Raw genomic sequence first — 22,936 nt, forward strand, 5'->3', positions numbered from 1 at the left:
CCATGATCATGCCGGCCGAGAAGATGGTGATCAGCCGGGTCGACGGCGCGTCGTCGACCGCTTGGTTCGTCGGCACGGCAGCCGTCAACTGGGTTGTCCTGCAGGATGATTCCGGAGTGACCCTGATCGACGGCGGGTATCCGCGTCAGGCGGCCCTGGTCGAGGAGTCGATCACGAGGGTCGGTGCGAGCCCGTCCGACATCCGGGGTGCACTGCTCACCCATGCCCACGTCGATCACATCGGCGGGCTGGTGAGTCTCGCCGCGCGTCATGGCTTTCCGGTGTTCGCCGACCCGGACGAAGTGGGCCACGCCCGCCGCGACTATTTGCAGCAGGCGTCGCCGATCGGCATCGCATCGGTCGCCCATCGGCCGCGCGTCTGGCGTTGGCTGGCCGAGGTTGTGCCGCTGGGTGTGTTGAGCCGCAAGGGCATCGGGTCGACCCAGCCCTTTGCGCACACCGCGGATCTGCCGCGTCCGCTCGATCTGCCGGGCGCGCCGGTGCCGGTGGCGTCACACGGGCACACCGACGGTCACAGCGCCTACCTCGTCGCCGACGGGGCGGTACTGGTGTCCGGGGATGCACTGGTCAGCGATCACCCGATCTCGGGAATCTCCGGCTGCCAGTGCATCCCCGACGTCTTCCAGCACGACGTGGCTGCCGCCCGGCGCAGCGTGGAGGCGTTCACCACTCTCGATGCGACAGTGCTGTTCCCCGGCCATGGGCCGCGTGTCGACGGCTCGGTGGCCGAGATGGCACGTGAGGCATTGGCGCGCTAGGGGTTGTCGCGCCGGGGGTTGTCGCGCCGGGGGTTGTCGCGCTAGGGGTTGTCGGGGCCGCCTTCGGCGAGCTCCTTGATCGTCGTCAGGCGGCGCTCCCATCCGCGGGCGATCACCTCGAGGCTGCGAGCCACTTCGGAGAGCCGTGCGCCGACGGCCTCGTAGCGCACCTCGCGGCCCACCCTGACCGGCTCGACGAGCCCCGCGTCGGTGAGCACCTTGAGGTGTTTGGCGATGCCCTGCCGCGAGATCGGGAGTTGGGTGGCCAGCGCCGACGCCGACGCCGGGCGCCGGCCGAGTTCGACGAGCACCTGCCAGCGGGTGTCGTCGGCGAGCGCCGCGAACACCTCGACCGGAGCCGGGCGGGTGGAACTCTGGTCAGGCACGCGAATGTTCCTCGGTGAGAGCGGCTCTGGCCAACTCGAGTTCGAATCGCCAACCCTCGGTGTGATCCTCCAGCCGCGACCGGCGATTGACATCGGACTCGTCGAGCGAGGCGAACCCACTCTCGGCAACTTTCACCTCGACACCGGAATCGGTGGGGGTGAGCCAGAATTCGACGAGCGTGGAGGTGCTCGACGGATCGTCGGCGTCGATGAGCCAGCGGAACGCGGCGTAGCGGGGCTCGTCGAGTTCGACGATCAGCATCGAGAAACTGCCGTGCACCGGGTCGACGACGGTGGTGATGCCGTCGCGGGTCTCGATCCGATGCTCAGTGAGGGTCTTGTCGTTGATGTACCAGCCGGGTTCGCTGACGAGATCCCAGACCCGTTGCACGGGTGCGTCGATGAGGACCTGGTGCTCGATGCGGTCGAGGTCGGTGGTCATGAGAGGGCCTTTCGCCGGAGGATTATGTGCAACTCGATAGTTGCACCAATGATCCGGATTCGCAACCCTTGGGTTGCAGTCAGGGTCGGTCGGCGTCGACCATCTCAGCCAGCCGTCGGATGGCGAACTCGTAGCCGCGGATGCCGTAGCCGACGATGATCCCGGCCGCGAGCGGCGAGACATAGGAGTGATGCCGGAAGGCCTCCCGCTTGTGCACGTTGCTGATGTGCACCTCCATGATCGGCACCTCGGGGATCACCAGCGCGTCGGCCAGCGCCACCGACGTGTGGGTCCAGCCGGCCGGATTGATCACGATGCCCGACACCTGACCGCGCGCCTCGTGAATCCAGTCGATCATCTCGCCCTCATGGTTGGTCTGCGCGGCCCGTAACCCGAAACCCACGTCGGCGGCCGTGCGCTCGGCGAGGGCGACGACGTCGGCGAGGGTGTCGGCGCCGTAGATGTCCGGTTGCCGCAAACCCAGGGTGTTGAGGTTGGGTCCGTTGAGCAGCAGGATCGGCAGTCGTTGCGCGTCAGAGGCGGAATCGGTCGACATGAGCGTCAGCCTAGTGCGATCCCGGCGCGTACAGGCCACCCACTACCATCACTGTTTGTGCCAGCAGCGTTGACGGTCGGGCGAGCGAAGCTCGTAGCAATCATCACGGGCCTGCTCGGCCTCTTTCTCGCCCTCGCGACGCCGTTCATGCCGGTCAACCAGACCACCGCACAGATCACCTGGCCGCAGAACGGTCAGATCAACTCGGTCACCGCGCCCCTGATCAGCTACGTCCCGATCGACCTCGACATCAGCGTGCCGTGTTCGGCGGTCGGCGAACTGCGCGACGGGCAGTCGGTGCTGTTGTCGACGACGCCCAAGGGGGCGGAGAAGTCACCCGAGCGTGGCCTGTTCATCCGCAAGACCGGCGCTGCGACCGATCCGGCCGACAAGCAGACCGTCGAGGTCGTCAATCGCAACGTGCCACTGGTGTCGGCGACCGTCGCGCAGATCGACGCACAGAACTGCCGCGACATCGTCGTGCACGCCGACTCCGACGAGGTGACCGCCGAATTCGTCGGGATGACCAACGACAAGGGCGAGTCACTGTCGGGCAACACCAGCGACCGCGACCTCTACACCTCCGATCAGCGCCCGCAGGTCACCGGCCTGTTCACCGATCTGACCGGGCCGGCCGCGCCGCTGCCCGGCCTGCACGCCCACGTCACCATCGACTCCCGCTACACCTCCACGCCGACGATCCTCAAGTGGCTGGTCCTCATCGTCGGCATCGTGTGCACCCTGCTGTCGTTGATGGCTCTGGCCGCGCTGGATTCGACCGACGAGCGCAAGCATCGTCGGATCTTCCCGGCGCGCTGGTGGCGCCTCAACGTTCGCGACTACGTGGTGTTGATCGCGCTGCTGGTGTGGCATTTCATCGGACCCAACACCTCCGACGACGGCTATCTGATGACGATGGCCCGCGTCGCGCAGAACAGTGAGTACACCGCCAACTACTTCCGCTGGTACGGCGCTCCCGAGGCGCCTTTCGGCTGGTACTACGAGGCCTTCGGCCTGCTCAGCCACGTGTCGGTGGCCAGTCCGTGGATGCGGTTGCCCGCCTTGCTGTGCGGCGTCGTGTCGTGGCTGATCATCAGCCACGAGGTGCTGCCGCGGCTGGGCCGGGCGGCCATCACCCGGCCCGGCGTCGCCTGGACCGCGGCCTTCGTCTTCCTTGCGTCGTGGTTCCCGTTCAACAACGGTCTTCGTCCCGAACCCATCATCTGCCTCGGCGCTCTGCTGACCTGGTGCTCGGTCGAGCGATCGATCGCGACGGGCCGGCTCCTACCCGCGGCGCTGGCGTGCTTGTTCGGCGCATTCAGCCTTGCCGCCGGACCGACCGGATTGCTGGCCGTCGCCGCGTTGATCGCCGGCGCCAGACCGATGATCCTGGCGCTCATCAAGCGCGCACGCGTGATCGGCAACGGGTGGCGGTCGTTCCTCGCGCTGCTCGCCCCGATACTCGCGGCGGGAACCTTCGTCATCTTCGTGGTCTTCTCGAATCTGACGCTGCGTTCCTTCCTGGATTCGTCGAAGATGAAGTCGGCGCTCGGGCCGTCGCTGCATTGGTACAACGAGATCGACCGCTACTCTTCGCTGTTCGCGTTCTCCGCGGACGGCTCCATCGCCCGGCGCTTCGCCGTGCTGGCGATGATCCTCGGGATGGTGGTCTCGGCGGCGGTACTGATCCGCAAGTCCCGCATCCCCGGCACCGCCATCGGTCCGACCCGACGAATCGTCGGAATCACGTTCGCGTCGTTGGTGTTCCTGATGTTCACGCCCACCAAGTGGACCCACCACTTCGGTGTGTTCGCCGGTCTCGCAGCGGCATTGGCCGCCATCGCCGCCATCGCGGCCAGCCAGAGCGCGATGCATTCGCGCCGCAACCGCACGCTGTATGCGGCGCTCGTGTTCTTCATCGTCGGACTCGCGTTCGCCGGCCCCAACTCGTACTACTACTCCTCGGCATGGGGAATGCCGTGGGGCGTCGATCAGCCGACCATCGTCGTGCGTCTGGGCACATTGTTCCTGGCAATCGCACTGCTGTTGTTGTTGCTGGCATTGTGGTTCCACTTCCGTGAACCGTTCACCGGGACCGACCCCGATGCCGAGCCGGACGACCAGTGGAAGTCGGAGAAGCATCCCTGGTATCGGCGCACCTGGCACTCCCTCGCCGGGGCCCCGCTGGCCTGGGTGGCCGCACTGGTGGTGGTCTTCGAGCTCGTCACCGCCGCGTTCGCCGGTATCCACCAAAGTGATTCGTACTCGGTACCCCGCTCCAACCTGGAGGCGCTGGCGGGCAAGCAGTGCGGCATGGCCGACAAGATCTGGGTGGAGGAGAACCCCAGCAACTACGAATTGTCGCCGGTCGACAAGACACTCACCGATCCGCTCGCCGGACCCGCGACCCAGCCGACGTCGTCGACGGAGCCGGCGACGACTGGCTTCGGTCCCGACGCCGTGCCCGAGGATCTCGATACCAAAACCCCTGCGGGCGCACTCGGAGTGCTCGCCGGAGACGCCGCGGCCGACCCCGACGTGTTGATCGCCAACGCCGGCGGCACCGGCGGTGGCGAGGAGACCACACCGGGTGTCAACGGCAGCCACGCCGCCCTACCCTTCGAACTCGATCCATCGAGAACCCCGGTATTGGGCAGCTATTCGAAGGACGATCAGACCCCGGCGCATCTGACGTCGGGCTGGTACGCGCTGCCGTCGGACTATCGGGAACGCCCGCTGGTGACCTTCTCGATCGCCGGGCAGTTCGACAACCCGCAGAATCTGGTGCTGGAGTACACCACCGGCAAGATCGGGTCGACGACCCGCGATGCCGACCTGACGGCGACCGGTTCGGTCAACATGATCGACCCCGGACCCATGCCCTCGTGGCGCAACGTGCGGGTACCCACCACGGATCTGCCCGACAACATCACCGCGGTCCGCATCGTCGCCACCGACGACAACCTCGCCTCGGATCGCTACATCATCGTCACCCCGCCGCGGCTGCCGCAGATGCGGACGCTGCAGGACGTCGTCGGGTCCACCGCTCCGGTGCACGTCGACTGGACCTCAGGGTTGGTGTTCCCGTGCCAGCGGCCGTTCACCCACCACGACGGTGTCGCAGAACTGCCGCAGTGGCGCATCGAGCCCGGCGCGGATCTGTCCGCGGCGGTCTCGGCATGGCAGGACGCCTTCGGCGGCGGCCCGATCGGATGGGAGCAGGTGCTGCTCGAACCGACCGCTCTGGCAACGTATCTGAAGGGTGACGTCGGCCGCGACTGGGGCTCCCTGGAACGGCTGGTCCCCTACGACAACGTGACCCGCCACGCCGAGATCACCACCGGCACCGCGACCCGCAGCGGACTCTGGGCTCCGGCGCCGATCCGGCACTGAGGTCACCGCCGGGGCCCTACCCGATGGTCGAATCCGTTCCCGATCGTTGAACCTTTCCCGATGGTCGAGTCCGTTCCCGATAGTCGAGTCCGTTCCCGATGGTCGACCCCTTTCCCGATGGTCGAGGTGCGTAGGAGCGATAGCGACGAAGCCTCGAGACCCGGCGAGATAACAAGTATCGCAATCACATCCACCACCCGAAAGCCAAGCGCGAGCCGATTTCGCGGACGCCCCCGCTGCACCATTCACGCCTACACGTAGGGGCCGCGTACACATTACTCCCGCGGACAAGGCGCCCTCCCATCGTCGAGAACCCTCCCCTCCCGATACTCGAGAACCTTTGCCCCGGTGGTCGATCAACCCGCTCTGCCCGATACTCGAGAACCCGTCCCCCCGATGGTCGACCAGCCCTCCCGGCACGATAGCCGAGCACTCTTCCCCCGATGGTCGAGGTGCGAGCCGCGTGCGGCGAGCCTCGAGACCCGGCGAGACAACAAGCCCCCCAACCACATCGAAAGCTTGGCAAACGAAACCCACACTCCCCTACCACACCCCACCGACAGAAAACTGGCGCCGAAACACGTTGTCCACAACCAGAATTCACCAAAACACCCCTTGCATCGAACACCCTGGCGATGTAGACTCGACCCATCACACCGATCAGCCACCGGGGAGGGGCCCATGATCGACTCCACTACCATTCTTGACGCGGAAACCGTTGACGCCGAGGCAGTCTTCGCCGCCATCGTCACCCAACTCAGCGACCTGCAGTGGAATCCGGAGATGACCGGACCCGAGGCTTTCGGCGCGATGAAACAAGTCCTGTTGTTGCGGAACCTGGTTGATCACCACGCCACCACCCTCACCGGCGAACTGGATCGCCTGGGCGTCGCCGACCACAAGACGACCCGACTTCGGGAGTTGTTGATCAGCATGGGTTTCGCGCCCTCGGTCGCAGGTCGGTACGTGCGTATCTCGGCCGCCACCGATGTCGATCTGTTGTTGGCGCATGCCGCGGACGGGTCCATCTCCTCCGAATACGCCGACGCCATCGTCCGCGGACTGGCGCACATCGACACCCGATGCCCCGAACCTTTGGACACCGTCCAACGGTGTGAATATCTCCGGAAACTGCTGTCACACTACTTCGCCGGATTCACCCCCGCCGAAATCAACCTCTACGCACGGCAGCTGGGTAACGAGCTCGCCGCGGAGACGCCTGGTGGGTTGCCGGCCGCCGAAGACAAGACGATCAACTCCTACACCGACCGCATCACCGACGACGGACGGCTGGAAATCTCGGCGAACCTCGACATCATCGCCGGCGAAAAGACACGCACCCTGATGGAAACCTTGTCGGCTCCCAAGCCTCAGCCGGATGGGTCACCCTATCCGCGGACGCCCGAACAGATCTGTGCCGCCGCGTTCGAGACGATCGTCGAACTCGCGGCACAAGGCTTGGCCGACACGACCTTCTCCGCGAAACCCACCAACGGGTTGTTGTGGACGTGGCCGGCCGACAACCCGGCCCTCGGTAGGGACCTGCAGAACATGGGCGCGATCACCGAAGCGACCGCGAAACTGTTGTCGTGTGACACCACCATCACCAAGATCATGCTCGACCCCAATGGGGTACCGCTCAGTGTTGGTCAAGAGAAACGCTTATTCACCCCCGGACAACGCAAAGCCTTACTCGTCCGGGATCGCGGGTGCATCACATGCGGTGCCCACGCCGGACGCTGCCAAGCACACCACGTGCACCACTGGGCCGACGGTGGTCCCACCGACCTCGACAACGGCTGCCTACTCTGCACCAGCTGCCACGACGACGTCCACCACCACGGCTGGGACATCATCATCGGATACGACCGACACCCCTGGCTGATCCCACCCGCCAGCATCGACCCGAAACGACAACCCGTACCGTCCTACCACCGCAGAACCATGCGACTCGACGACACCGCAGCCTGACCTACCCTGCCCCACAACCTGAATCCCCGCACCCGGCCGGCCGGGACCGCATCTGTTGTTTGAGAACTCCATAGAGAAATCCCCACCCGATGGTCGAGGTGCGAGCCGCGTGCGGCGAGCCTCGAGACCGCTTGCAGCAGAGCTGGAACCGAACCACCGTGGACCGGAAGCCTGTCGGCACAAGGGGTCTCGAGGCTCGTCGCTGGCGCTCCTCGGCACCTCGACCATCGATCTAAGTGAGCGCTGTCGATGCGGTGGTGGGCGCTGTCGGCGAACTGGTGAGCGCTGTCGGCGTCAGTTCATGATGGCGCGCATGGGTCCCGGGGTCCAGAGGCCGGTGTGGGTGTCCTGGGTGACGACGAGATCGGCGGGCGTCTGGTCGACCAGCGGAGTGAGTCGCTGCAGGCTGCCCCAGTCCTTCGCCCAGGAGTTGCGCAGGTAGGACGGGAGCACCGTCGCCGACAGATCGTTGTCGACCATGCCGAGCGGACCGCCGTAGTTACCGGCCATCCAGTTGCGCGAGTTGACCCGTTCACCGTCGGCGTCGGGGGTGATCCGCCACTTCGGGATCTCCCAGATGCCGTTGTGTACCTCGGCCGGCCGCTGGCACGGGAACGCCAGGGCGACCTCCCAGTCGAGCAGCGTCGGATCCTTGCTGCCGACAAGGTCGTTCAGCGTCACCATCGAGGTCACCCGCGGCGGGGTCACCGCGAGCCAGCCCGAGGGATCCGACGACGTGTCGGCCGCGACGACGCGGACGACACTTGCCCGTGGCGGCGCCTTGTCGAGCGGGAACCGCATGTTGCGCCATGCGGGGTCGGTGGCGATCCCCAGCGGCACCTGCGAGGCGACCGTCGTCACCGAGCCGTCGGGCTCGACACGACCGAACTCGAGTCGCAGCTCCGGTCCCGGATGGGTGACGGCCAGGTCGTCGATGTAACCGACGGTGCCCGCGACCGACATCGTCACCAGCGGCGCATCGGGGCTGCGCTTGGGCAGCTGATACCACTCAGAGGTCAGCGAGGCGCGGCTGCCCGGGGCGCCGTAGCTGCCGAGCACCGGCACCTTGGCCGGGTCGAGACCGAAGGGCAGCTTCACCGACGAGCCGTTGACACCCTTCGTTGCGGTGGTACCGCCCGCGGTATCGGCTGTGCCGGTGGAGTTCTCGCCCGTGTCGGTGGCCGCGTTGGGGTCGGTCTGAGTAGGGTCCTGCTGATCGGAGTCGGCGTCGTTGTCGTCGTCGTAGGTGGTCTGCAGATCCGTCGCCACCCCGTTGGGGGTGAATCCGACCATGTCCTTGCCGGCCAGCGCCGCACCCGGCGACGAGTTCTCTTGTCCGGCAACCCGTGCCGGGGAGAGCAGGCCCTTGTTGGGGTCGGCTTCGACGAGGATCGCGTCGGCCAGCGCGCACGGGTTGCCGCGCAGGGCGTTGACGTTGGAACTCGCCCACGACCACGACCCACGCTGGGTCTGAATGGCCTTGGCGAACGAGATCATGTTGAACACGAGCACGACAGCGAGCACGATCGCCAGCGAGTAGGTGGGCATCCGGCCGAGGAACCCGCGGACCCCGGACGTCGGCTCGACGATCGGCTCACCCAGTTGGGCGCGGCGGTCGTCGCGGAAATACTGCCAAGCGCCGACCAGCGTGATGATGACGGCGATCAGCAGAATCGGTTGGTAGAGCTTGATTCCGGCCACGTTCGGGGTGTCGTCGCCCCACGGGATGCCGTAACTGCCTACGTACCACCATTGGTTACGGCCGGTGAAGACGACAGCGAGTACGTAGGTGGCCGCCGCGGCGATGAAGGTCCGATTGCATCGTCGGCGGATAACCTGCGGGGAGATGAACGCGGTCGCCGCGGCGACGAGCACACCGGTCAACGTGGCGAAGGCGCCGTACTGATGGGTGGCCTTGGTCGGCGAGAAGGCCAGCACGCCAACGGCTCCGGCGAGGATCGCCACGATCCGCCAGAGCGGCGCGGTGGCGATACCGGGTACTCGACGCCTGCTCAACAGCACCAGCACGATCAGGATGACCGCGAAGAGCGTCATGAAGATCCCGACCCGGCGGGCAATCGACCCGTCGGTGGTGGGGTTCTGCAGGATGTAGTACCGCATGGCCTCGGTCCACCACTTGTTGGTGGGTCCGACGATCCCCTGCACCTTGACACCCTCAAGGATCGAAGCAAGTGGCTGGTCGGCGAAGATCTCGTAGAGCACGAGCAGACCCGAGGCGAGGATCGGGGTCAGCGTCGGGAACCAGCCGTCGCGTCGAATCCGGAAGCGCAAGCGCACGAAGATCGGTCGCAACGCCGCGATCAGGGCGACCGCCGCGATGGCGCCGGCTGGGTGGACGGTCAACGTGAAGGCCGCGACGACGATCGCCAGGGTCAGCGGGAACAGGCGTCCGGTCGCCACGGAACGCTCCACCAACAACCATGTGGCGAGGATGCCGACGGCCAGGAACGGTTCCACACGCAGACCGTTGTTGAATGCCAGCCACACCGCGAGGAAGGCGAAGGCACCGGCCCAGCGGGCCGCACGCGAATTGCGGACCGCGCTGCCGATCCGGCCGAACGCCCCGCGCGAGAGCATGAACCAGCACAGGACGCCGAAGATCAACGGCAGCAGCCGAAGCCACGGGGTGGCAGTGCTGACCTGCATCCACAGCGCGAGATACTGGTAGTGCCACCCGAACGGGTCCTGCGGCACACCGAAATACCGGTAGTAGTTGTCGAGATAGCCTGCGCCGGGAGCGATCCGGCCAACGGTGACCTGGTATCCGTCGTCGGCGGTGTTACCGCCGACGAACAGCCAGACGATCAGAACGGCGACGACCAGCGCATCCAGGACGCTCACATGCCACCACGGCTTACGACCGGGCGGCAGCGCGGGAGCGTCCTCGTCGTCCCCCCGGGGCCGCTTCATCCGGCCCGGGAGCAGGCGACGGCGTCTGCGCCCGTCCTGGGTGTCGAGGACCGCCAACGCGATCATCGAGGCGATGGCCATGACGATACCGACCAGCGCCGCAGCGAGTTTCAGTGTCGTGGGGCTCGACACGAAGCGGGTGTCGACGGTCGACGAGTACGACAGTCCCGTGGTGTCGACGGTGGAAGGCAGGTCGGTGTAGACACCGATGATCTGTGGGCGCGCGTTGGGATCGTCGAGGCGAAACGAGGTCGATGCGCCGTCGGCCGCCGAGAAGCCCTGGATCTCACCGCGGATACCGGAGGTGTCGGCGTGGATGACGATCGTGCAGTCCGGAGTGCTCTGCGCCTGCGCCCGGGGGACGTTGAGCAGAACGGCATTTCGTTGGGCGACCAGCAACCGGTCGGTGGTCGCGCGGACGAACAGCCCCACCTTGCCCGCCTCGGCCCCGTTCTCCGGGACGGTGCTGACGAGCACTCCGCCCCGGGCCGGCAGATCGGCGGCGAGCCGACACGGAACGCTCAGGTCGAGGTTGGTCGGCGTGTAGGAGACGTTGGGCGCCAAGATGTTCTCGACCCCGGACGCATTCTGCGAGGTCGGCTGGGGCCACTTGATCTGCACCTTGGTGTAGGTGACCGGCAGCACCGCCATCGCGAGCGCCAGCACGATGCCGATCAGGCCGGCGACGACCGCGACGATCCGTGCGACGCGGATCCGGCGGCTACGGCCGGCGGGCTCGGTGGGCGCGGGTGTCGTGGTGGTCTCAGTCATTCTCGCTCACCACCCTGATCGCTCCGCTCCTGTTCCAACCCCATTCCGTCGTGTCGCCCGTGCGCACCGTCGCCGGTCGCGCATCGGGCACCAACGGTGTCAGTTGTTGCAGCGCACCCCAATCGCGATACCAGTCACCCTGCAGATACGTCGCCATCGTGCTCGCCGAGGTCAACGCGTCTGCGGTGGTGAGGATGCCGCCACCGGAGGTCGCCGACTGCCACGACTTGGATTTGGAGAACGTCGTGGTGCGATCGGGGGTGATCCGCCACTGCGGGATCTGGCTGATGCCGTTGGTCACGGTGATCGGGTGCTGGCACGGGAACTGGCTGCCGACCGATAGATCCAGCAACACCGGCGCGGTGGAACCGACGAGGTTCTGCAGCGATTCCAGCCGCGGCGCGCGCGGAGGGGTGAAGGCCAGCCACTGATCGTTGGCGAGATTGTCGTCGACGGCCACGATCCGCATCGCGGTGGCGCCCGCGGGCACCGACGACATCGGGATACGCAAGTTGCGCCATGGGCGGTTGGGACGGTCCGGTCCGGGATCGAGGGGCACGACCGATGGCCCGATCTGCCGGAAGTCACCGGAGGCGCTAGAGGTTCCGAACTCGACGGTCAACGAGCGGCCGGGGGTGATCACCCCGTCCTGATCGACGGAGAACACCGGCCCGGCAGCGGTGATGACGATCAGCGGCGAGGAGGTACGGGCCGGCAGCGCATACGGCATCGAGGTGAGGGTCGCGGTGCCGTTGTCGTGGCCGTAGCTGCCCATGACCGGTGTGCGGGCCGAATCGAGTCCGAACGGCAGTGCCGCGGTAGAGCCGTTGACGCCCTTGGGGCCGACTCCGCCGGTGGTGCCCGGTTGCGCACCGGTGACCACGAACGGCCGGGAGGGATCGGCGCCGGTATTGATGGTGCCCGCGCTCACCGTCGTCGAGTCGGGTGTGAGATCTCCGGCGACCCCGTTGGGGTCGAAGCCCTCGGACTTCCCGGCGAGTGCCCGGGAGATGTCCTCGGTTCCGATCGGTCGCAGCGCACCGGTGTTCGGGTCGGGTTCGACGAGGACCTGATCGGCCATCCCGCACGGATTGCCGGTCAGCGCGCGCAGGTTGGCGCTGGCGGTGGTGTACGAATCCGACCGGGCGACAGCGGCCTTGGCGAACAGCAGCAACTCGATGAGCACCACCAGCGTCGCGATGATCGCCATCGGCGAGGAGGCGATCGCGGTCTTCACCCACCCCGGGGTGCGCGAGTTCTCCCGCATCCGGCCTTGTTCGGCGTCGACGTCGATGCGCAGATGGAACCACACCGCGGCGGCGAGCGCGAGCACCGTGAGCACCAGGAAGATGCTCGAGAGCTGTTGACCTTCCAGCACCGGCGCTTTGTCGAACCAAGAGATACCGAAGTCGTAGGCCCAGCCCCAGGCGTTCTGGCCGGCGGCGGCGACCGCGCAGGCGAACAACAGGCCGGCGATGTAGACGCAGAGGTTGCGGGGTGAGCGGCGCGCCGATTCGGCCACGGCCACCGCGGCGACCGCCGCCAATGCGGCCGCAACGCCTGCGTACACACCGAATTGCATCGTCCATTTGGTGGGGGTGAACGACAGCAGCAGCATCGACAGCCCGAAGGTGCCGATCAGGCGCCACACCGGCGCCGGATCGACGCCGCGAACATGCTTGCGGCGCAACATGACAGCGATGGTGACGAAGACCGCGGCCAACAGCAGCACGACCGGCACACGGCGCACGAGGGTGCCGTCCTGGCTGCTGAGCGTCAGGTAGTAGTAGCGCAGGAACTCCTGGTACCACGACAGCACCGGACCGACCGTGTAGCGCACCCGAACCGCCTCGGCGACGGCGGCCAGCGTCTGGTCGCGGAAAACGATGATGACGACCACCCCGGCCATCGCCGCGACCGGGGCGAGCGTCGCGAGCAGACCGTGTTCAGCGGCGCGACGGCGCACGTTGCGCAGCATCGGCCGCGACCCGGCCACCAGGATCGCGACCGCGATGAGTCCCTGCGGTGCGGCCACGAGGGTCATCCCGGCGGCCAGTGTGGCGCCGAGCGCCGGCAACATCCGGCGGGTGGCGATCGCCTGCTCCACACCCCACCAGGTCAGCAGCGATCCGAGCACGATGATCGGTTCGGAGCGCAGGCCGCTGTCAAGTGGCATCCAGAACGCGACGAACACCGCTGCGGCGGTGAACATCGCCCACTGTGAGCGGCGCACCGCACCACCGAGTCGTGGCAGCAGCACACGGCTCAGGATGAACCAGCCGAGCAGTCCGGCGACCAGCGCGGGCAGGCGCATCCAGATGCCCGCCGTCGAGATCTGCGACCAGTGCGCGAGGAACGAGTAATACCAGTCGAACGGCGCCTCGGGGATGCCGTAGAAGCGGTAGTAGTCGGCGAGGTATCCGGCGTCGACGCTGTTGCGGCCCATCTCCAGGATGTAGCCGTCGTCGGGGCTGCCCGCACCCAGGAAATGCCACACCACCAGCACCGCGGTGACCGCGAGGTCGACGGCGCGCGGCATCAGCAGTCGGCGGACGTCGGGCAGGCCGATGCGCCGGTGATAGCCGCCGAGGATGTCGAGGGCCGCGACGGCTACGGCTGCGACCAGTGCGGCGAGCACACCGAGGATCATCACGGTCAGCTTGATCGCCGACGGGGTGGTATCGAAGCGGTTGTCGACGGCGATGCGGGCGGCCATTCCCGACGTCGAGTCCAGGTCGGTGAACAGTCCCGCGACCTGGGGCTGGTCGGCGGCTTCGGCGGTGCCCTGCGCTGCGGGTCCCGGCACCCCGACGAAGCGTGCGTGGGTGATCCCGGCGGTGTCGGTTCGCGAGACCCACACGTGCAGGCGTTGGCAGGTGGCGAGTTGTTCGGGCGTGGCGCTCGCCAGCTGGGAGTTGCGCACCGCGGCCGTCACACCGCCGGAGCCGGCGGTGATGAACAGGCCGGAATCGGTGGCCTTCTGCGCATTGCGCGGCATCGTCGACACGACGACCGTCGATCCGGTCCCCGTCTTCCCGACGGCCTCGGCGAGCACCCGGCAGTCGACCGTCACATCGAGACTCGACGGCGTCTGTGCGACCAGCGGGGCGGTCACCGACAATGACTGCGGCTGCGGCCACGTGATGGTCGCGGTGTGGGCGGTGACCGGCAGGAACGGCGTCAGGGCCGCGGCGACGACGGCGATCAGTCCGGCCACCACGGCCGCGATCGACCAGGTGCGTGGATTCGACGGGATCGCGATCCCACCGATGTGCAGGGTGCGTCGATCGCCACGCCGATCGGGCGTGGTGGACGTCGGCGTCGCGGGCTCAGTCATCTCAGACCGACACAGTAGTGGACGCTTACTGAGAGCCGTCTCAGTAGTCGGTGTCGCGGTACGGGATGGTCTCGAGGCGTCCTCGCCCAGGCCACAAGATATTCCGGTCCGGAAAACGCGTATCCGTCAGTTACCTGGAACTTCTCTGTTGTCAATATTGAATCCGTTTGACTGCATTCTGCCGATCGGTTTGGCTGAGACGCCGGTATCGACCGGCGTCGGCGACGGACCACGTCGTCGACCACTCTCACGAGAAGGGTTCGGCCATGACTCTCATCGGTCGCAGGATCATCATCACGTGCTCGGCGGTGTTTCTCGGTGCGCTCGGAGCGGGTGTGGCAGCGCCGGTCGCTTCCGCATTCACCGTCGCTCCGTACGGCAACGGCGCAATGGTCACCCTGACCCCGGGCGAGGCCGCCGCCGTGCACAACGCCCATGTGGGCGGCGCTGTGGATGCAGTCACCCCTGGGTTCGGTCACAGCTCATCGAGTGGCCGTACCGTCGGCCAGTCCATCGAGTTCCAGACCGGAGTTGCCGCCAGGTACGACCGGCCGCTCTATGCAGGAGCATGGGGCAACCCGGCGAGCCCCTCCTGGGTGATCGGCACTCATCGGTGAAGTGGGGCGGCGCGGTGACGGAACCCCGTCTCTCGAGCGGGTCACATAGCATGTGGGATCGTGCCCGTGACCGCGTCGTCTCCCGCGCCTGATCAGTGTCGGCCGACGGGGTCGCCCACGGTCCGTTCTGCACCGGTCACGTTGATCGCCGTCATCGCGGGTGTCATGGGCGCGGTGCTGTGTGTGATCACCCCGCTGTTGCCGGTGAGCGTGACGCAGGCGTCCTTCGATTGGCCGCAGCGCCTGGTGGGCGCGCAGGCGACGACGCCGTCGGTGACGGCGCCGCTGATCGCGCAGACGGCCGAGTCCCTCGACGTCACGATCGACTGCGCCGTGCTGCGCGGCCTGCCCGCCGCCGGCGGCGTGGTGCTCGCGACGATGCCGACGGCCGCTCCCGACTCGAAGGCCAAGGCCCTGTATGTGACGGCGAGCCGGGATGCGGTGTCGGTGACGTTCCGCAACGTGGCGGCCGCCTCGATCCCGCGTGCCGAGCTCGCCGCGTGTGCGCGGCTTCATGTGTTCTCCTCGGCGCGCGCGACGGAAGCGGAGTTCGCCGAGCCGGGCGGCGCACGTGTCGGCAACGCGGCCGGCGATCTGGGCGCCGACGCTCGGCCGCAGATCGACGGGATGTTCACCGATCTGTCCACCGCGCAGGTGCGGGCCGCCGGGTCGGGGATGCGGGCGCACGTGCAGGTCGACAATCGGTACGAGAGCACGCCGTCGACGCTGAAGCTGCTCGTGATGATCCTCGCGGTGCTCTGCGTTCTGGTGTCGCTCGGGGCGTTGTTCTGGCTGGACCGGCTCGGCGGGTATCGCAGGCGGGTCGGTGCGCGCCCCCGATGGGCGCGGCGGCTGCGCCCATCGCCGACCGATCTCGTGGTGACCGCGGTGTTGGGCGTGTGGACGTTGGTGGGTGCGGGGACACCCGACGACGGTTACATCCTGAACATGGGGCGCACCGCGGGTTCGTTCGGTTACCTCTCGGATTACTACCGCTTCTACGGGATTCCGGAGGCGCCGTTCGACTGGTACTACGCCTTCCTGGGGCACTGGTCGGCGGTCTCGCCTGCACTGTTGTGGATGTTGGTGCCGCAACTCGTTGCGGGATTGGCGAGTTGGTTCGTCCTGAGTCGGGTGTTGTTGCCGCGACTCGGTGGCGCTGTGAGCCGTTCGCGGTGGGCGATGTGGTCGGCGGCGTTGGTGTTCGCAGCGTTCTGGCTGCCGTTCTGCAGTGGGTTGCGCAGCGAGTCGATGATCGTCCTGGGATCGTTGCTGACCTGGTGGGCCGCCGAGAAGGCCATCGCCACACGGGCTCTGCTCCCGGCCGCCCTTGCCGCGGTCGCCGCCGGGTTCACCCTCGCGCTGGCCCCGCAGGGTCTCATCGGGGTGGCCATCCTGATCGTGGCGGCACGGCCGCTGCTGCACATCCTGCTGGCCCGCCGGCGCGAGGCGGGTTTGGCGCCGTTGGTCGCGCCGATCGTCGCTGCCGGGGCGCTGGTGCTCGTCGTCGTCTTCCGTGATCAGACGTTGGCGACGGTGATCGAGGCGATCAAGGTCCGGTATGTGACCGGGCCTGTCATCGACTGGAATCAGGAGTATCTGCGCTACTACTTCTTGACGGTCAACACCAAGGACGGCGCCCTGACCCGGCGGGTGCCGGTGTTGTTGTTGCTGGCGGCGTTGATCGTGACGGTGGCGGTCATGTTGCGGCGCAGCCGGATCAGTGGGGTGGCGCCGGGTCCCGCGTGGCGGTTGATCGGGGCCGTCGGGGTGAGTTTGCTGTTGCTGGCGTTCACCCCGACCAAGTGGACCATCCAGTTCGGCATCTTCGCCGGTCTGGCGGCGGCGCTGGCCGCCACCGCGACCGTGGCGGTGGCCCAGTCGGCGGCGCGCTCCACGCGCAACCTGACGGTGTTCGTCTCCGGGTTGTTCTTCGCGCTCGCTGCGGCGATGGCCGGCAAGAACGCCTGGCCGTATGCCTACGAGTACGGCATCTCGTGGTTCGATCGGGCGCCGGTGGTGGCCGGTATCGGGGTGTCGACGATCTTTCTGGTGCTCGCGGTTGTTGCTGCGGCACTTGCGGTGTGGCAACACCTGCGCCTGGATTACGTCGCCAATCGCGGACTCGCGCACGGCGACGGGCACAGCCGCGCCGATCGCCGGCGCCTGGTTGTCGCGTCGTCGCCGATCGCGATCATCGCGGCGTTGATGGTGATCTCCGAGGTGCTGGTGTTCGCCAAGGCGGTGGCGGTCCGGTATCCGGCGTTCACGGTGTTCGGCGAGAATCTGAACACGTTGCGCGGCAACAGTTGTGGCATGGCCGACAAGGTCCTCGTTGAGTCGGACCCCAACGCTAACATGTTGCGCCCGGCGGGCGGCGAGACGGCGTCGGCGGCGTTGTCGGGCACGCGATCCGGTGCGACGTCGGTCGGTTTCTCCCCCGATGGTGTTCCCGACGATCTCTCGCCCAAGCCCGGTAGTGCTCGTCCCGGTCAGATGAATGTGGCCGCCCCCTTCTCCCAGCCGTTCGCGATCACCGGCGGGCTCGGCGCGGGGACCACCGGCGGGCGCGGCCCGCGGACCGTCAACGGCTCCACCGCGGCCCTCCCGTACGGCCTCGATCCCGCGACGACGCCGGTGCTCGGCAGCTACGGCTACAACGGCGAGGCCCGGCTGACCACCGACTGGTACGACCTGCCGGCGCGCAATTCGACTCCACTGCTGGTGTTCTCGGCCGCCGGATCGGTGGCGAGCATCGACATGTTCGGGGTGTACATCTTCGGCCGGCAGGTGGTGGTGCAGTTCGGCAGGCCGGGACCGGACGGCTCCTTCGAGCAGGTCGGCCCCGACGTGTTGCCGATCGATCCCGGTCCGGTGATCGCGAATCGGCCGTGGCGCAATCTCCGGGTGCCGATGGCGGCGGCACCGCCGACGGCCACGGTGATGCGGCTGTCACTGCTCGACGACAATCTCGGGGAGGATCAGTTCTTGGTGATCACCCCTCCGCGGGCGCCGAAATTGGCGACGCTGCAACAGGTTGTCGGTTCCGATGCGCCGACGCTGATCGACTTCAGTGTGGCCGCACACTTCCCGTGCCAGCAGCCGTTGCAGGTCACCCACGGGGTCGCGCAGGTGCCCCGGTGGCGCATCCAACCCGACTTCGTGACCGCGAACTCACAGTCGAAGACCTGGGAGGACGCCGACGACGGTGGCCTCCTGGCCATTTCGGAGAGTACGACGTCGGCGCAGACGGTGCCGACGTATCTGTCCGGCGACTGGTACCAGGGCTGGGGAGCACTGGAGAAACTGACGCCGCTGGCCGCGGGCGCCCCCACTGCTGCGCTGACCGTCGGCACGAGCACTCGCTGGGGCTGGTCACGGACGGGATCGATCAGGGTGGAGTCGTCGGATGACCAGTGAGGATCGACAGAACGATGTCGCCGAAGGAACACCGGGTATCCGGACCCGGGGTATTGGGACACAGCCTGGTGGTCGCGGCGTGCGGATCGCCGCCGCGGTCACCGGACTCGTGGGCTTCCTCCTGGCGATCCTCACCCCACTGCTGCCGGTGAATCAGTCCACGGCCGAACTGAACTGGCCGCAGGGATCGGCGGTCGGCAACGTCGCCGCGCCGCTGGTGGCCTTCGTGCCGATCGACATGGACGCCGCGGTGCCGTGCTCGCTGGCCGCCGAGCTGCCGGCGTCGGGCGGGATGTTGCTCTCGACGCTGCCCGAGGGCGGGCAGCAGGCGTCGGCGCGGGCACTGTTCGTCCGTGCAACATCCGATTCGCTGGTGGTCACCGACCGCGACCTGGTCCTGCTGAGCACCCCGCGTGCAGCTGCGCAGTCGAATCCGAACTGTCGCATCCTCTTCCATGCCGACGGCACCGGTGTCTCGGCGCGCTTCGCCTACGGACCCGGGTCGGCGTCGTCGGCACCGACCTTGCCCGGCGACGGCCAGCACACCTTCTCGGTACCCGATCAGCAGATGCGCCCGCAGATCGTCGGCGTCTACACCGATCTCCCTGCGACGGCATCCCGCGAGGGTCTACGCCTGCACGCCACCATCGACACCCGGTATGTGAACTCCCCGACCACGCTCAAGATCATCGTCATCGTCCTGGGAATCGCGATGACGATCGCGTCGTTGGTGTTGCTGGGCGTTCTGGACCATCGGGATGGTCGGGGGCACAAGCGTTTCCTGCCCTCGGGGTGGTGGACGATCCGCGCGCCCGACGTCGTGGTGTTCGTGATCCTGGCGTTCTGGTGGATCGCCGGCGCCAACACCTCCGACGATGGCTACAACTTCACCGTCGGCCGGATCACCGGCGCTGCCGGGTACGCCGACAACTACTTCCGTTATTTCGGGGTACCGCAGGACCCGTTCGGCTGGCACTTTCAGGTGATCGCCGCGATGACCCACGTCAGTCTCGCGGCGCCGTGGATGCGGTTGCCCGCGTTCGCTCTCGGTCTGCTCGGCTGGTGGTTGATCTCGCGTGAGGTGATTCCGCGGTTGGGTCGCGCGGTACGTCACAGCACCCCGGCGGTGTGGTCGGCGGCGTTCGTCTACCTCGCGATCTGGTTGCCGTACAACAACGGTCTGCGTCCCGAACCCGGCGAGGCGGTGGGCGCGTTGCTGACGTGGTGCTGCGTCGAGCGTGCGATCGCCACGCGCCGGTTGCTGCCGTACGCGGTCGCGGTGATCACCGCGGCGTTCACCCTGGCGCTCGCGCCCGGTGGTCTGATGGCGGTGGCCGCCCTGCTCGCCGGCGTCCGGCCGATGGTGAAGGCCGTGGTGATCCGACGTCGCCGTGACGGTCTGGTGCCGATGCTGGCGCCGATCCTCGCCGCGGGCACCGCGGTGCTGTTCGAGATCTTCGCCGCACAACCGCTGATGCCGCTGCTCGTCGGCAATCGGGTCGCCACCGACGTCGGCCCGACCCTGGAGTGGTGGGAGGAGCCGGTTCGGTATTACTACCTGATCCTGCCCACCGCCGACGGTACGTTGACGCGACGCTTCGGGATTCTGGTGATGATCCTGTGCCTGGTCGTCGTGCTGCTGCGGTTGTTGCGCCGTGTTCACCCGAACGGCATTGCCCGCGCGCCGATCTGGCGACTGATCGCGGTGACCCTGGGCACCATGTTCTTCATCTCGTTCACGCCCACCAAGTGGACCCACCACTTCGGCGTGTACGCCGGCATCGCCGGTGGTCTGGCCGCCGCGGCCGGGGCCATGATGGCACCGGCCATCCTGCGGTCGCGCCGCAACCGAACATTCTTCGCCGCAGCGCTTCTCGCGGTGACCGGCATTTCGTTCACCGGCACCAACGGGTGGTGGTTCGTCGGTAGTTACGGTGTCCCGTGGTGGGATCGCCCGCCGTCGCTGGGTGGCGTGCAGTTCGGCTGGGTGTTCCTGGTTCTCGCGGTGATCACCGCGGCGGTCGGGCTGTGGTTCCATTTCCGCGACGATTACGTCGACGAGCCGACCCGCACGGGCCACTCCGATCACTGGTACTCGCGGCTGAAATTCTCGCCGCTACCGGTCATCTCGTGCTTCGTCATCGTGTTCACCGTCGCCACCTTCGCCAAGGGCGCCTATGCGCAGCGCGATTCGTTCTCCTGGCTCAACTCGAACATGCGCGCGCTCACCGGCAATTCGTGCGGTCTGGCGGACGATGTGCTCGTGGAGGCGAACCCGAACACCGGCCTGCTGCGCCCGGCCGCTGTCGACGGCCGGCCGGCACCCGACGCCTCCGGCGCGCTCGCCGGCACCCCGACCGGTCTGCCACCGAATGGTTTCTCCCCCAACGGGGTTCCCAACCAGCTCAGCGTCGACTCCACCGAGGACGACAGCGCGTCGTCGGCGACCAACAGTGCGCAATCAGGTGCGGGCGCCACCGAGTCCTCGTCGTCGGACGACTCCGCACAGGGCGGCACCGCCGGCGGTCAGGGCGCACGAGGTGTCAACGGGTCGACGGTGCAGTTGCCCTTCGGATTGAGCCCATCACAGACCCCGGTTCTGGGCACCTACGGGTCGCCGACCGGGACCGCAAGCCTGACCACGTCCTGGTATTCGATGCCGGCACCCTCGGATTCCGCGCCGTTGTTGACGATCGCGGTCGCCGGATCGGCGCAGGCCACCGACGGGGTCGGCGTCGTCCATCCCGGCCAGCAGGTGATCGCGCGGTTCGGCCGGCTCGGCGCCGACGGGCGCGTGATACCGCTGGGTACGATGACGCCACTTGACATCGGCGAGGCGCCGACCTGGCGCAATCTGCGCTTCCCCCTGGCGAATTCGCCGGCACGAGCAGACGTCGTGCGCATCGAGGTCCGCGACACCGCCGGCGCGCCTGCCGAATGGGTGGCGCTCACCCCGCCGCGGATCACCACCATGGCCACCCTCAACGACGTCGTCGGGCGCACCGATCCGGTGTTCATCGACTGGCTACCCGGCATGGTGTTCCCCTGCCAGCAGCCGATGGCCGTGAAAGACGGTGTGCTGCAGGTACCCAAGTGGCGGATCATGCCGGACGCCGACGCCACCCGCAAGAACAGCCAGACCTGGATGGCCGGTACGGCAGGTGGCCCACTCGGCATCACCGAGGCCATGCTGATACCCACCCTGTTGCCGACGTATCTGCGCAACAACTGGGCGCGGGATTGGGGTGGCCTGCAACGATTCACCGAGATCGATCCGGCACCACCGGCGCAGCTCGATCTCGGTACTGCGCGGCGATCGGGGCTCTACAACCCGGCACCGATGCGCTCGAGCGGTTATTGACGATCGGCTGCGCCGAGGGACTCACTCTCGCGGCGTTATCCGATCGTTACCGACCATTTCGGTTCCGTGACGCATACCGGGTGAGACTTGGGCAGGCCCGACCTCGGTCATAGCGTTGCGGCATGACCACATTCACCGCTCCCGGACTCAGCAGCGAAACCGCTTCTACCGTCACGAAGATTCTGCAGGAGCGTCTCAGTGCGCTCAATGATCTGCACCTGACGCTCAAGCATGTGCATTGGAATGTCGTCGGCGCGAACTTCATCGGCGTGCACGAGATGATCGATCCGCAGGTCGAGCTGGTGCGCGGCTATGCCGACACCATCGCCGAGCGCATCGCCACCCTCGGCGAATCGCCGAAGGGTACGGCCAAGGCGATCGAGGCCGACCGGTCGTGGGACGACTACTCGATCGGACGAGATACCGCTCAGGCGCACCTCGGCGCGCTGAATCTGGTGTATGACGGTTTCATCACCTCGCAGCGCGATGCGATCGCCACCACCGGCGAACTCGACCCGGTGACCGAGGACATCCTGATCGGTCAGACCGCCGAGCTGGAGAAGTTCCAGTGGTTCGTTCGCGCGCACCTCGAGAGCTACACCGGCGACCTCGCGACGGCCGGCCAGACCACCGAGGCCGACGCCGCAGCCGCGGCTCGCAGCTGAAAACCTGCTCATGCCAACCGATTCCGCTCCTGCGGCCGCGGATGCCCGCCATCCGGCCATGATCCACCCCGCCGCCGGTGATGCCGAGGTCTCCGCGACCCCGGCGTCACCGGACTCCGGGCAGTCCCGCGTCGGCTTCTGGTGGTGGGCCATGATCGTGGCGGTCATCATCTGGATGACCGTGATGGCCGTGGGCTTCGTCGGCTCGATCCTGCTCGCCCTGGCCCTCGTCGGGTTCTTTGTTATCCTGGCCGCAGGCACGGTGTTCGCACTGTCCCGGCTCTGAGCGATCCGCCCTCCGAGAGAT

The 22,936-nt window shown here is 67.3% G+C and carries 13 protein-coding genes; 8 read left to right on the forward strand and 5 right to left on the reverse strand.

The window, feature by feature from the left end:
• Positions 1–2: 2 nt before the first annotated feature.
• Positions 3–779 carry an MBL fold metallo-hydrolase gene (locus QNM97_RS21865; RefSeq protein WP_283820308.1) on the forward strand — a complete coding sequence of 259 codons (777 nt, stop codon included), beginning with the start codon at positions 3–5 and terminating at the stop codon, positions 777–779.
• Positions 780–820: 41 nt separating this feature from the next.
• On the opposite strand, the gene QNM97_RS21870 is transcribed toward QNM97_RS21865, so the two are convergent.
• From QNM97_RS21870 to aroQ, 3 genes are all read right to left on the reverse strand, one after another.
• Positions 821–1,165: an ArsR/SmtB family transcription factor gene (locus QNM97_RS21870; RefSeq protein WP_283820309.1), complete on the reverse strand. Its 345-nt coding sequence runs from the start codon at positions 1,163–1,165 to the stop codon at positions 821–823.
• On the reverse strand, positions 1,158–1,607 hold the full coding sequence (locus QNM97_RS21875) for an SRPBCC domain-containing protein (protein ID WP_208793704.1): 450 nt from the start codon (positions 1,605–1,607) through the stop codon (positions 1,158–1,160). The genes QNM97_RS21870 and QNM97_RS21875 overlap by 8 nt, the downstream gene beginning before the upstream one ends.
• A 79-nt stretch (positions 1,608–1,686) precedes the next feature.
• Positions 1,687–2,163, reverse strand: coding sequence for a type II 3-dehydroquinate dehydratase (gene aroQ / locus QNM97_RS21880; RefSeq protein ID WP_283820310.1), 477 nt, complete (start codon positions 2,161–2,163; stop codon positions 1,687–1,689).
• Positions 2,164–2,220: 57 nt separating this feature from the next.
• Here aroQ and QNM97_RS21885 point away from each other — a divergent pair, with 57 nt between their 5' ends.
• Together QNM97_RS21885 and QNM97_RS21890 are read left to right on the forward strand one after the other, a co-directional pair.
• A complete protein-coding gene (locus QNM97_RS21885) occupies positions 2,221–5,556 on the forward strand; it encodes an arabinosyltransferase domain-containing protein (RefSeq protein ID WP_283820311.1) in 3,336 nt (1,111 codons plus the stop codon).
• Positions 5,557–6,237: 681 nt separating this feature from the next.
• Positions 6,238–7,527 (forward strand): HNH endonuclease, encoded by a 1,290-nt coding sequence (locus QNM97_RS21890; protein WP_283820312.1) that lies wholly within the window; start codon positions 6,238–6,240, stop codon positions 7,525–7,527.
• Positions 7,528–7,821: 294 nt separating this feature from the next.
• Here QNM97_RS21890 and QNM97_RS21895 read toward each other — a convergent pair whose 3' ends face one another.
• Together QNM97_RS21895 and QNM97_RS21900 are read right to left on the reverse strand one after the other, a co-directional pair.
• On the reverse strand, positions 7,822–11,229 hold the full coding sequence (locus tag QNM97_RS21895; RefSeq protein ID WP_283820313.1) for an arabinosyltransferase domain-containing protein: 3,408 nt from the start codon (positions 11,227–11,229) through the stop codon (positions 7,822–7,824).
• Positions 11,222–14,566, reverse strand: a complete 3,345-nt coding sequence (locus QNM97_RS21900; RefSeq protein WP_283820314.1) for an arabinosyltransferase domain-containing protein — start codon at positions 14,564–14,566, stop codon at positions 11,222–11,224. The genes QNM97_RS21895 and QNM97_RS21900 overlap by 8 nt, the downstream gene beginning before the upstream one ends.
• A gap of 266 nt (positions 14,567–14,832) precedes the next feature.
• Here QNM97_RS21900 and QNM97_RS21905 point away from each other — a divergent pair, with 266 nt between their 5' ends.
• The 5 genes from QNM97_RS21905 (at position 14,833) to QNM97_RS21925 (ending at position 22,915) form a co-directional block, all read left to right on the forward strand.
• Positions 14,833–15,183: a hypothetical protein gene (locus QNM97_RS21905; protein WP_283820315.1), complete on the forward strand. Its 351-nt coding sequence runs from the start codon at positions 14,833–14,835 to the stop codon at positions 15,181–15,183.
• Positions 15,184–15,243: 60 nt separating this feature from the next.
• Positions 15,244–18,603: an arabinosyltransferase domain-containing protein gene (locus tag QNM97_RS21910; protein WP_502874951.1), complete on the forward strand. Its 3,360-nt coding sequence runs from the start codon at positions 15,244–15,246 to the stop codon at positions 18,601–18,603.
• Complete coding sequence (locus QNM97_RS21915; RefSeq protein ID WP_502874952.1) at positions 18,593–21,964, forward strand: arabinosyltransferase domain-containing protein; 3,372 nt, start codon at positions 18,593–18,595, stop codon at positions 21,962–21,964. The genes QNM97_RS21910 and QNM97_RS21915 overlap by 11 nt, the downstream gene beginning before the upstream one ends.
• Positions 21,965–22,086: 122 nt before the next feature.
• Positions 22,087–22,629, forward strand: coding sequence for a Dps family protein (locus QNM97_RS21920; protein WP_208793697.1), 543 nt, complete (start codon positions 22,087–22,089; stop codon positions 22,627–22,629).
• A 10-nt stretch (positions 22,630–22,639) separates the two neighbouring features.
• Complete coding sequence (locus QNM97_RS21925; RefSeq protein WP_253193840.1) at positions 22,640–22,915, forward strand: hypothetical protein; 276 nt, start codon at positions 22,640–22,642, stop codon at positions 22,913–22,915.
• Positions 22,916–22,936: the final 21 nt, after the last annotated feature.

Origin of the sequence: Gordonia sp. L191 (assembly GCF_030077625.1) — a bacterium.
GTDB classification, from domain to species: Bacteria; Actinomycetota; Actinomycetes; order Mycobacteriales; family Mycobacteriaceae; genus Gordonia; species Gordonia polyisoprenivorans_A.

Excerpts from the sequence above, each read along its gene's own strand:
- QNM97_RS21865 (WP_283820308.1), top strand. The coding sequence starts at position 3 with ATGATCATGCCGGCCGAGAAGATGGTGATCAGCCGGGTCGACGGCGCG.
- QNM97_RS21875 (WP_208793704.1), bottom strand. The coding sequence starts at position 1,607 with ATGACCACCGACCTCGACCGCATCGAGCACCAGGTCCTCATCGACGCA.
- aroQ (WP_283820310.1), bottom strand. The coding sequence starts at position 2,163 with ATGTCGACCGATTCCGCCTCTGACGCGCAACGACTGCCGATCCTGCTG.
- QNM97_RS21890 (WP_283820312.1), top strand. The coding sequence starts at position 6,238 with ATGATCGACTCCACTACCATTCTTGACGCGGAAACCGTTGACGCCGAG.
- QNM97_RS21895 (WP_283820313.1), bottom strand. The coding sequence starts at position 11,229 with ATGACTGAGACCACCACGACACCCGCGCCCACCGAGCCCGCCGGCCGT.
- QNM97_RS21900 (WP_283820314.1), bottom strand. The coding sequence starts at position 14,566 with ATGACTGAGCCCGCGACGCCGACGTCCACCACGCCCGATCGGCGTGGC.
- QNM97_RS21905 (WP_283820315.1), top strand. The coding sequence starts at position 14,833 with ATGACTCTCATCGGTCGCAGGATCATCATCACGTGCTCGGCGGTGTTT.
- QNM97_RS21915 (WP_502874952.1), top strand. The coding sequence starts at position 18,593 with ATGACCAGTGAGGATCGACAGAACGATGTCGCCGAAGGAACACCGGGT.
- QNM97_RS21920 (WP_208793697.1), top strand. The coding sequence starts at position 22,087 with ATGACCACATTCACCGCTCCCGGACTCAGCAGCGAAACCGCTTCTACC.
- QNM97_RS21925 (WP_253193840.1), top strand. The coding sequence starts at position 22,640 with ATGCCAACCGATTCCGCTCCTGCGGCCGCGGATGCCCGCCATCCGGCC.